The sequence below is a fragment of the Streptomyces sp. 8K308 genome (genome assembly GCF_004348315.1).
GTDB lineage: Bacteria > Actinomycetota > Actinomycetes > Streptomycetales > Streptomycetaceae > Streptomyces.
Genome location: NZ_SMKC01000262.1, coordinates 1 through 10,085 on the forward strand (window position 1 = coordinate 1; position 10,085 = coordinate 10,085).

A 10,085-nucleotide genomic window follows, 5' to 3' on the forward strand; every position below is an offset into this window, starting at 1 on the left:
GGATGGGAGGGTGGCTGAGCATCTCATGACGGACGACACCGCCCTCCGCGACTTCGAGGCGCACCGGAGTCTGCTGTTCGGGGTGGCCTACCGGATGCTCGGCCGGGTCAGCGACGCCGAGGACACCGTGCAGGAGGCCTGGCTGCGCTGGTCGGCGGTCGACCGCTCGGCCGTCGCCGAGCCGCGCGGCTATCTGGTGCGGATCGTGAGCAGGCTGGCGGTCGACCGGCTGCGCCAGCTCGCCGCCCGCCGCGAGTCCTACGTCGGTCCCTGGCTGCCGGAGCCGCTACCCACCGACCGGGCCACCGCCGACCTCACCGCCGCCCCGGACGGCGCCGAGCGGGCCATGCTGGCCGACACCGTGTCCTTCGCGGTGCTCGTCGTCATGGAATCGCTCTCCCCGCTGGAACGCGCGGTGTTCGTGCTGCGCGAGGCGTTCGCCCTGCCCTTCGCCGAGATCGCCGCCACGCTCGGGCGCACCGAGCCGGCCGTCCGCCAACTCGCCGGCCGCGCCCGCCGCCACGTCGCCGAGCGCCGCCCGCGCTACCCGGTGGACGCCGGGGAGCGGCGGGATCTCACCGAGCGCTTCCTCGCGGCCGCGCTCGAGGGCGACCTCGAGGGGCTGGTCTCCGTCCTCGCCCCGGACGTGACGCTGACCGGCGACAGCGGCGGCGTCGGCAAGGGCCCGCGCCGGGTCATCGAGGGATCGGACAAGGTGGGCCGCTTCCTGGCCGGCATCGGTGGCCGCGCCCCCGAGCAACCCGGCTTCCTGTTCACCGAGTTCAACGGCGTGCCCGGATTGCTCGCCACCAGCGCCGGCCGTCCCTTCGGCGTCTTCATGCTGGAGGCGAGCGAGGGCACGGTGCGCCGGATCTTCCTGGTCAGCAACCCCGAGAAGCTGGGCCATCTGGCGACCGCCTGACAGCTCTACCGGCCGCCGGCCACCCGCAGCACCGCGCCCGTGGTGTAGGACGCCTCGGGGGAGAGCAGCCAGGCCACCGCCGCGGCGATCTCCTCCGGGCGCCCCGCCCGGCCGAGCGGGGTGGCCCGTCCGATCCGCTCAGCGCGCCCGGGGTCGCCCATGGTCGCGTGCATGTCGGTGTCGATCGCCCCGGGTTGCACCGAGTTGACCCGCACGCCCTCGGGCCCGAGTTCCTTGGCGAGGCCGAGGGTGACGGTGTCGACGGCGGCCTTGGACGCCGCGTAGTGGACGTACTCGCCGGGGCCGCCCAGCGTGGCGGCTCCCGAGGAGATGTTCACGATCGCCCCGCCGCCCCCGCCGTGCCGCGTGGACATCTCCCTGGCCGCGCGCCTGGCGCACAGCAGCGTGCCCAGCACGTTGACGTCGAGCACCCGGCGCATCACCTCGGTCGTGGTCTCGGTGAAGGGGCCGAGCGGGCCGCTGACGGCGGCGTTGTTCACCAGTCCGGTCACCGGGCCGAGCTCGTCGACCGCCGCGTCGAAGAGGGCGTCCACGTCGGCCTCGACGCTCACGTCCGCCCGCACCGCGACCGCCCGCCGCCCGGCCGCGCACACCCGGGCCGCGACCTCGCCGGCCGCCGCCTCGTCCCTGGCGTAGCCGATGGCCACGTCGTGTCCGGCCGCCGCGAGCCGCGCCGCCACCGCCGCGCCGATGCCCCTGCCGCCCCCGGTGACCACCGTGACCGGCCGCGGCCCCTCGGATTCCGCCATGCTCGAGGCTCCCTCCTCCAGTATGATGAACGATCATATAGGTGATCGGGCGTGAGGCGGGTGTCCGGTGCGGCCCCTATTGGTCTTGACCAAGCCCCGGCCGCGACCTAGGGTCTATATACGCAACAACCTTTCATAATCACCGGATTCATCGTCACCGGACCGCCGGCGCGCCAGCCGTCGGCGTCGGAAGCGCCCGTGGAGGCCAGGGTGGGGAGCACGCAGCTCGACCAGCAGTCGTCGGAGCCCAAGTACTGGCACCTCAAGACCGTGCTCACCGAGGCGCTCGACACCGAGTTCTCCGTCGGCCAGGCCCTGCCCAACGAGCGGGAGCTCGCGGCCCGCTTCGGCGTCGCCCGCGCCACCCTCCGGCAGGCCCTGGACCAGCTGGAGCTCGAGGGTCGCCTCCAGCGCCGCCGCGGCGTCGGCACCACCGTCGCGCCGCCCCGCGTCGGCGTCGACGTGAGCCCCCGCCGCCACACTTGGCCCGGCGCCCCCGGGGACGCCTGGGTCACCACCGACTGCGTCCCCGCGCCACCGCCCACCGCCGTGGCCCGGATGCTCGACGTCCACCCCGACGAGCCGGTCGAGGTCGTGCACCGCGTCCTCGCCACCCACGGCCAGGCCGTCGCCACCGAGCAGCTCTACGTGCCCACCGGCGCCCTGCCGGACTCGGTCGAGGTCCCCGAGGCAGGCGGCGCCGGGCGCGGCCGGCGGATGCTCGCCTGGCTCCAGGAGCTTCGCCCCGACAGCCAGGACCGCGCCGTCGAGCTCGGCTCGGCCGGCGCCGCCGAGGCGCGCCGCCTCGATCAGCTGCCGGGCGCGCCCGTCCTCATCGTCACCACCCGGTACACCGCCGCCGGCCGCACGGTCGCCGCAGCCGTCGCCACCTACCGGGCCGACACCTGCCGGCTCACCTTCGGGACCCAGGGCGCCGTCTCGCTCAGCGGGAGCTGACCTCCTCCACGGCGAACAGCTCGTCCTCCACCCGGTCGAGTGCGAGACGCAGCGCCCCGGTGGCCACCGCGGCGCCCCCCAGCGCGGACGCCACCACCCGAGGGGTGCGCAGGCAGTAGCGCGCCAGCTCCCGCCGCAGCGGCTCCACCACGCCGTCGAGGCCCGTCGCCCAGCCGCCGATCACCACCAGCTCCGGATCGAGCGCAAGCACCAGCGCTGCCACGTCGTTCACCAGCCGCTCCACGTAGCGCTCCACCGCCCGGGTGGCCCCCGCGTCCCCCTCGGCGGCGCTCGCGAACACGGCCGCCACCGCCGGTTCGTCCAGCGGGTCCAGCGGCTTGCCCGAGGTGGACAGCAGCCGCTCGGGCTCCACCTGCCGGCCCAGCAAGTGCAGCGCGCCGATCTCCCCGGCCGCCCCGCCGTGCCCCCGGTGCAGGCGGCCCCCGATCAACGAGCCGGCCCCGGGGCTCAACCCCGCGAGCACCATCACCACGTCGTCCGCGCCGGCCGCCGCGCCGAGCCAGCGCTCCGCGAGCACCGCCGCGTTGGCGTCGTTCTCCACCAGCACCTGGCAGCCGAACTCGTCCCGCAGCAGCTCGCCGATGCGCAGTCCGGTCCAGCCGGGCAGCGCCGTGCACAACCGCACCGTACCCTCGGCGCCCACGATCCCCGGGCTGCCCACCCCGACCGCCCGCAGCGTGCCGGGCGCCACCGCGGCTTCGCGCAGCAGCGCGCCGGCCACCTCCACCGCCCCGGCCAGCCGCTCCTCGGCTGCGGCCCGCACCGACACCTCGCGCGTCCGGGAGGCGAGCCGCCGGCCCGTCAGGTCGGCCAGCACCGCGGACAGCCGGCGCGGCCCGACCTCGACGCCAAGCACCACGCCCGACTCGCCGCGAAACCTGAACCGCCGCGCCGGGCGCCCGAGCCGCCGCGCGCCGCCCGGCTCGGCCGCGTCCGTCTCCGCGACCAAGCCGGCCCGCGCCAGGCCGTCGAGCACCCCCTCGACCGTGGGCCGGGAGAGCCCCGTCACCCGGGCCAGATCCGTCAGCGAGCAGGACGGCTCGGCGTCCCGCAGCGCCCTGAGCACCACGGCCGAGTTGATCCGGCGCAACAGCGAGGGATCCCCGCCCAGCAGACCGCCCACGCCGCCTCCGACATCGTCAGCACCAGCACCCCGGCACCAACCTACGCCGTCGGCGCCGCCGCCACCGATCCCGCCGTCCCGCTACAGGATGGCGCCCGGCCGGTAGCCGGCCGCCTCCGGATAGCGCTTGACGACCTCCTCGACGCGCGCCACCACGCCGGCCACCTGGCCCGCGGCGGCACCGGTGAACGACAGCCGGTCCGCCATCAGCGCGTCGAGCCCGGCCCGGTCGAGCGGGATCCGCTCGTCGGCCGCCAACCGGTCGAGCAGCTCGTTGCGCTCCGCGCCCTCCCTCATCGCCAGCGCCGAGGCCACCGCGTGCTCCTTGATCACCTCGTGCGCAGTCTCCCGGCCCACCCCGGCCCGCACGGCGGCCATCAGCACCTTGGTCGTGGCCAGGAACGGCAGGTAGCGGTCGAGCTCCCGCGCCACCACGGGACGGAAGGCACCGAACTCGTCGAGCACGGTGAGGAAGGTCTCAGCCAGGCCGTCGAACGCGAAGAACGCGTCCGGCAGGGCCACCCGGCGCACCACGGAGCACGAGACGTCGCCCTCGTTCCACTGGTCGCCCGCCAGCTCGCCGGTCATCGACGCGTAGCCCCGCAGGATCACCGCGAGCCCGTTGACCCGCTCGCAGGACCTGGTGTTCATCTTGTGCGGCATCGCGGACGAGCCGACCTGCCCCGGCTGGAACCCCTCGGTCACCAGCTCCTGCCCGGCCATCAGCCGGATCGTCTTGGCCAGCGAGGACGGCGCGGCCGCCAACTGCGCCAGGGCCGTGGTCACCTCGTAGTCGAGCGACCGCGGATACACCTGCCCGACCGAGGTGAACACCTGTCCGAAGCCCAGATGCCCCGCGACCCGGCCCTCGAGCTCGGCAAGCTTCCGCTCGTCCCCGCCCAGCAGGTCGAGCATGTCCTGGGAGGTGCCCACCGGGCCCTTCACCCCGCGCAGCGGATACCGCGCCAGCAGCTCCTCGAGCCGACCGAACGCCACCAGCAGCTCGTCGGCCGCCGTGGCGAAACGCTTCCCCAACGTGGTGGCCTGTGCCGGCACGTTGTGCGAGCGGCCGGCCATCACCAGCTCCGCGTGCTCGCCGGCCAGCCGGCCGAGCCGCGCGAGCAGCGCCACCGTCCGCTCCCGCACCAGTTCGAGCGAGAGCCGGACCTGCAACTGCTCGACGTTCTCCGTCAGGTCCCGGGAGGTCATGCCCTTGTGTACCTGCTCGTGCCCGGCGAGCGCGTTGAACTCCTCGATCCTTGCCTTCACGTCGTGCCGGGTGACCCGCTCGCGCGCCGCGATCGAGGTCAGGTCCACGCTCTCGACCACCCGCTCGTAGTCGACGATGGCCCCGGGCGCCACCGGAACCCCCAGCTCCTCGAGGGCCCGCAGCACCGCCAGCCACAGCCGGCGCTCCAACACCACCTTGTACTCGGGGGACCAGAGGGCGGCCAGATCGGCGGAGGCGTAGCGGGCGGCCAGAACGTTCGGAATGCGCGGCTTGTCAGTCACGGCACCGGATTCTACGGCCCGCTCGCCGGCTCGGTCGGCCGGTCCTCCCAGGTCAGCGGCAGCAGGTCGGGGCGCTTGGGCGGCCGCCCGTCCCCGGAGGAGCGGCCCGTCAACCGGCGCCCGATCCAGGGCAGCAGATGCTCCCGCGCGAACCTCACGTCGGCGCCCCGCCGCGTCGCCCAACCGGCGGGCGTCGACGTCGGCAGCGGATCGTCCCAGTCGAAGGTCGACGGGTGGCCGAGGCCCTGCCAGACCGCCTCGGCCACCCGCCGGTGACCCTCGGGCGTCAGGTGCAGCCGGTCGTCCGCCCACATCCGCGGGTCGCCGAGCGCCCGCGACTCGAACAGGTCGATCACCAGGGCGCCGTGCCGCTCCGCCAACTCGTCGACGAACGAGAAGAGACGCTCCATTCGCGCTCGGTACCGCTCGAGCACCGGCCCGCGCCGCCCCGGGCTGCGCATCAGCACCAGCAGTCCGCAGGCGGGCGCGAGCGCCGCGACCGAACGCTCCAACGCGCCGCACACCGCGTCCAGGTCGCAGCGCGGCCGCAGCACGTCGTTCAACCCGCCGACCAGCGTCACCAGATCGGCGCCCATCGCCGCGGCCACCGGCACCTGGTCCGCCGTGATCTGGTCGATCAGCTTGCCGCGCACCGCCAGGTTCGCGTACCTGAAACCGGCCCGCCGCTCGGCGAGCCGGCGGGCCAGCAGATCGGCCCAGCCCCGGTAGGTGCCGTCCGGTAGGACATCCGACATGCCCTCGGTGAACGAGTCGCCGAGGGCCACGAAGCTACGGATCTCAGTAGGGGTTGCAGCGCTTTCCATGACCGCACCATGGTAGGACGCCGAGGGCTGGCGGCACGGGACGAGGGGCGTCGCCGGCCCGGGTCGCGGGTGGTGGTCGTTCAGTGCACGGGTGCCACCGGCGCCTGCTCCCCGGTGGCCTCGTCCTCGCCCTCCTCGGCCGCCAGCCGCTCGTTGCCGCTGGCGGTCTTGAGCGGCTTCTCCTTGATGAACAGGACCACCAGGAAGGCCAGCGCGGCGAACGGGGTGGCGAGCAAAAAGAGTTCGGCGGTGGCCACGCCGTAGGCGTCCTGCACGATCTCCCGGATCGGCTCCGGCAACAGCGACACGTCGGGCACCGAGTGGGCGCCGCCGCCGGCCGCGCCCTCCTCGCCGGTGGCCGGCAGCTGGCTCGACAACTCGTCCGCCACCCGGTTGGCGAGCACCGCGCCCAGCACGCTGGTGCCGATGGTGCCGCCCATGCTGCGGAAGAAGGACAGCACCGAGGTGGCGGCGCCCAGCTCACGCGCCGGCACGTCGTTCTGCGCGGCCAGCACCAGGTTCTGCATCAGCATGCCGACGCCGATGCCGAGCAGGGCCATGTAGACGCTCAGCAGGCCGAAGTTGGTGTCCCGGTCGATGGTGGCGAGCAGCGCGAGGCCCACTGTCATCACCGCGCCGCCGATGACGAGGTGGATCTTCCACACGCCGGTGCGGGTGATGATCTGCCCGGCGACGGTCGAGGACACCAGCAGACCCATGATCATCGGCAGGCCCATCAGGCCGGCGACGGTGGGGGAGTTGCCCAGCGAGATCTGGAAGTACTGGGAGAGGAAGACGGTGCCGCCGAACATCGCGACACCGACCAGCAGGCTGGCGACGGTGGTCAACGTGACCGTCCGGTTGCGGAAGATGTCCAGCGGGATGATCGGCTCCGGCACCCGGGCCTCGACCCAGACGGCCGCGGCGAGCAGCAGGACGCCGCCGATGGTGAAGGCGGCCGTCTGCCAGGACATCCAGTCGAACTCGTTGCCGGCCAGGGTGACCCAGATCAGCAGCGAGCAGACGCCGGCCACGATCAGGAACGCGCCCAGGTAGTCGATCTTGATCTCACGCCGGGTGGTCGGGATCGTCAGGGTGCGCTGCAGCGTGACGATCGCGGCCAGCGCGAACGGCACCCCGATGAAGAAGCACCAGCGCCAGCCCAGCCACGAGGTGTCCACCAGCACGCCGCCCACGAGCGGCCCCGCGACCGTGCCCACGGCGAACACGGCGCCGAATATGCCCGCGTACTTGCCCAGTTGGCGCGGCGGGATGATGGCCGCCATCACCACCTGGACGAGCGCCGTGAGGCCGCCGGCGCCGATGCCCTGGACGACCCGGCTGAAGATCAGCAGCCCGACGCCCTGGGAGAAGCCGGCCAGCAGCGAGCCCACGACGAACATCGCCAGCGACAGCTGGAGCAGCAGCTTCTTGTTGTACAGGTCGGAGAGCTTGCCCCACAGCGGGACCGTGGCGGTCATCGCCAGCAGCTCGGAGGTGACGACCCACGTGTAGGAGGACTGGCTGGCGCCCAGGTCGGCGACGATCCGGGGCAGCGCGTTGGCCACCACCGTGCCGGCCAGGATGGCCACGAACATGCCGGCCATCAGACCGGTCATCGCCTGCGGGATCTGCCGGCTGGTCATGGCGGCCGGACTGTGTTCCAGCGCCTCGGTTGGACTCACGATCATTCCTTCTCGGTGAATCGGTGAAAGGAATCCGGCGGGAACGCGCGCCACGTGCCGCGCGCGGACCGGACCGGCCGTCAGAGATCGGCCGGCCGGGCGCCGGTCGTCGGCGGTGGCGCCGGCAGCCCGGCGGCGAGCTGTGCGAAGACGCTGTGGAAGATCGGCAGGAACGCCTCGGTCGAGGCCGCGCTCCAGTGTTCGACGGCGACCCGGACGGCGGTGGCGGTCGTGGCCGCCACGAGGCGGGGGTAGAGGTCGACGGGGGCGCCCGCCGGCGCGCCGAGCCGCTGGGCGACCGCCTCGGCGAGGCCCAACTCGTCGGCCATGTGCGCGCCCAGGTGGCGGACCAGCAGGTGCGGCGTCTGCTGGAGGACCTCGGCGCGCAGCCGCCACAGCTCGTGCTGCTCCTCGACGTCGGCGAGCTCGACCGCCAGGGCGTCGCGCACGGCCTCGATCGGGGAGCGGGCGGCCGGCGCGGCCAGCACCGCGCTCCTGACGCGCCGGCCCGCGTCGTCGTCGATCATCACGAAGGCGTCGTCGCGGTGCTCGAAGTAGTTGAAGAAGGTGCGCGGTGAGACGCCGACCTCGGCGCTGATGGCCTCCACGGTCACGTTCTCCGCCCCCCGGGCCGCAGCCAGCCGCACCGCGGCCTCGGCGAGCGCCGCCCTGGTGGCCTGCTTCTTGCGCTCGCGCAGCCCCGGGGTCCTTGTCGTTCTCTCCGCCACGCATTGCAGGGTATGAAAAAATGCAGAACATGCAAAATTTAAATTTTCAGTGGGTGCCGGGGCGCCTGAAGACGGCCGTCACATGGCCGCCGGCACCCCTCACTCCTCCGGGTGTTTCTCCCCACCAACGTCGTCCGGGAGGCTGACAGCCGGCCCGGAGCCCCCTCCCGTTGTGGAAACGTGTCCCCCCGCCGCAGGGCGACCGCACCGCATCGAGCCGACCGCGCCCCACCGCGCGTCGGGTGGACGAGGGAGAAGCATGTACGAATGGCTGCGCGACACCATGGTGGGCAGACTCCAACTCCCCGCCGCTGGCGTGCGCCCCGAGGCCACCCCCGAGGAGGCCGGCCTCGACTCGCTCGCCGTCACGGAACTGGTGTTGATCGCCAGGCAGGAACTCGGTCTCGAGCTCGACGAGGACGAGCTCTACGGCCTGTGGACCGTGGCGGAGGTCGCCGAGTTCCTGCGCCGCCGGACCGAGCCCGTCGCGCCATGACCGCCGGCCGGCCCGCCGCCGTGCTCTGCGGCCTCGGCTCCTGGCTGCCCTCCACCGTGGTCGCCAACGACGTCGTGGCGGCCACGCTCGGCGTCAGCGAGGAGTGGATTCTCCAGCGCACGGGAGTGCGGACCAGGCGCCGCGTCGAGCCGGGCACCGCCACCGTCGACATGGCCGTCGAGGCCGGCGCCCGCGCCCTGAAGTCCGACGGTGCGGGACAGGTCGACGCCGTCCTGCTGGCCACCGGGACCCCCGACCGGATCTGCCCGTCGAGCGCCCCCACCGTCGCGGCCCGGCTCGGCCTGAGCGGCGTCGCGGCGCTCGACGTGTCCGCCGCCTGCTCCGGCTTCCTCTACGGCCTCGCCGTCGCCGAGGGACTCATCGCCGCCGACACGTTCCACCGCGTCCTGCTCGTCGGCGCCGACACCATGTCCTCGGTCCTCGACCCCGAGGACCGCACCACGGCCGCGATCTTCGGCGACGCCGCGGGCGCCGTGGTGCTGCGTGCCGGGGACCCCTCCGAGCCCGGCGCCCTCGGCCCCTTCGTCCTCGGCAGCGACGGCGACCACGGCGACTTCATCCACATCACCGGCGGAGGCGCCCTGGACCGGCGCGGTCGCGTCGCCCTCACCATGGACGGCCGGTCCGTCTTCCGCCACGCCCTCCACCGGATGGGCGGCGCCGTCGCCACCGCCGCGGAGCGCGCCGGCTGGTCGCTGCACGAGGTCGACCGGTTCGCCGTCCACCAGGCCAACGCCCGCATCTCCCGGGCCCTCGCCGCCGACCTCGGCGTCGACCCCGCCCGCTGGGTCAGCAACATCGAACACGCGGGCAACACCACCGCCGCCTCCGTCCCCCTCCTCCTCGATCACGCCAACCGGGACGGCGGACTGCGCCCGGGGCAGCGCGTCATCCTGGCCGCTTTCGGCGCCGGGCTCACCTGGGGCGGCACCAGCGTCACCTGGCCCACGCTCGCCGCCGGGGACTGACGGCCGGGCCGCGTCACCGCCCGGCAAACCCCCACGCAAGGAGCCCACACCCATGCCG

General features: G+C 73.8%; 10 protein-coding genes. 4 read left to right on the forward strand and 6 right to left on the reverse strand.

Translation table 11 applies throughout. The annotated features are described in order from the left end of the window. The first annotated feature begins 25 nt into the window (after nt 1-25). Nucleotides 26-922 carry an RNA polymerase sigma factor SigJ gene (sigJ, locus tag E1265_RS27190; RefSeq protein WP_132933638.1) on the forward strand — a complete coding sequence of 299 codons (897 nt, stop codon included), beginning with the start codon at nt 26-28 and terminating at the stop codon, nt 920-922. A 5-nt stretch (nt 923-927) separates the two neighbouring features. Here the strand turns inward: sigJ and E1265_RS27195 are convergent, their stop codons facing one another. Continuing rightward, the gene (locus E1265_RS27195; RefSeq protein WP_132933639.1) at nt 928-1,692 is read right to left on the reverse strand and encodes a glucose 1-dehydrogenase; all 765 of its coding nucleotides are present in this window, start codon (nt 1,690-1,692) and stop codon (nt 928-930) included. 210 nt (nt 1,693-1,902) lie between these two features. On the opposite strand from E1265_RS27195, the gene E1265_RS27200 reads away from it, so the two are divergent. Continuing rightward, nucleotides 1,903-2,649: a GntR family transcriptional regulator gene (locus E1265_RS27200; RefSeq protein ID WP_132933640.1), complete on the forward strand. Its 747-nt coding sequence runs from the start codon at nt 1,903-1,905 to the stop codon at nt 2,647-2,649. On the opposite strand, the gene E1265_RS27205 is transcribed toward E1265_RS27200, so the two are convergent. The 5 genes from E1265_RS27205 to E1265_RS27225 all read right to left on the reverse strand — a co-directional run bounded on the left by E1265_RS27205 (nt 2,636) and on the right by E1265_RS27225 (nt 8,551). Continuing rightward, on the reverse strand, nt 2,636-3,793 hold the full coding sequence (locus E1265_RS27205; protein WP_132933641.1) for an ROK family transcriptional regulator: 1,158 nt from the start codon (nt 3,791-3,793) through the stop codon (nt 2,636-2,638). The two genes, E1265_RS27200 and E1265_RS27205, sit on opposite strands and share 14 nt — an antisense overlap. Nucleotides 3,794-3,874: 81 nt before the next feature. Further along, nucleotides 3,875-5,305 carry an adenylosuccinate lyase gene (purB, locus tag E1265_RS27210; RefSeq protein ID WP_132933642.1) on the reverse strand — a complete coding sequence of 477 codons (1,431 nt, stop codon included), beginning with the start codon at nt 5,303-5,305 and terminating at the stop codon, nt 3,875-3,877. Nucleotides 5,306-5,316: 11 nt separating this feature from the next. Then, a complete protein-coding gene (locus E1265_RS27215; RefSeq protein WP_132933643.1) occupies nt 5,317-6,129 on the reverse strand; it encodes an SGNH/GDSL hydrolase family protein in 813 nt (270 codons plus the stop codon). A gap of 80 nt (nt 6,130-6,209) precedes the next feature. Further along, nucleotides 6,210-7,775, reverse strand: a complete 1,566-nt coding sequence (locus E1265_RS27220) for an MDR family MFS transporter (protein ID WP_207931226.1) — start codon at nt 7,773-7,775, stop codon at nt 6,210-6,212. A 119-nt stretch (nt 7,776-7,894) separates the two neighbouring features. Next, nucleotides 7,895-8,551, reverse strand: coding sequence for a TetR family transcriptional regulator (locus tag E1265_RS27225; RefSeq protein ID WP_132933645.1), 657 nt, complete (start codon nt 8,549-8,551; stop codon nt 7,895-7,897). A gap of 250 nt (nt 8,552-8,801) precedes the next feature. Here E1265_RS27225 and E1265_RS37325 point away from each other — a divergent pair, with 250 nt between their 5' ends. Next, complete coding sequence (locus E1265_RS37325) at nt 8,802-9,038, forward strand: acyl carrier protein (RefSeq protein WP_165953897.1); 237 nt, start codon at nt 8,802-8,804, stop codon at nt 9,036-9,038. Beyond that, a complete protein-coding gene (locus E1265_RS27235) occupies nt 9,035-10,027 on the forward strand; it encodes a beta-ketoacyl-ACP synthase 3 (RefSeq protein ID WP_132933647.1) in 993 nt (330 codons plus the stop codon). The genes E1265_RS37325 and E1265_RS27235 overlap by 4 nt, the downstream gene beginning before the upstream one ends. Nucleotides 10,028-10,085: the final 58 nt, after the last annotated feature.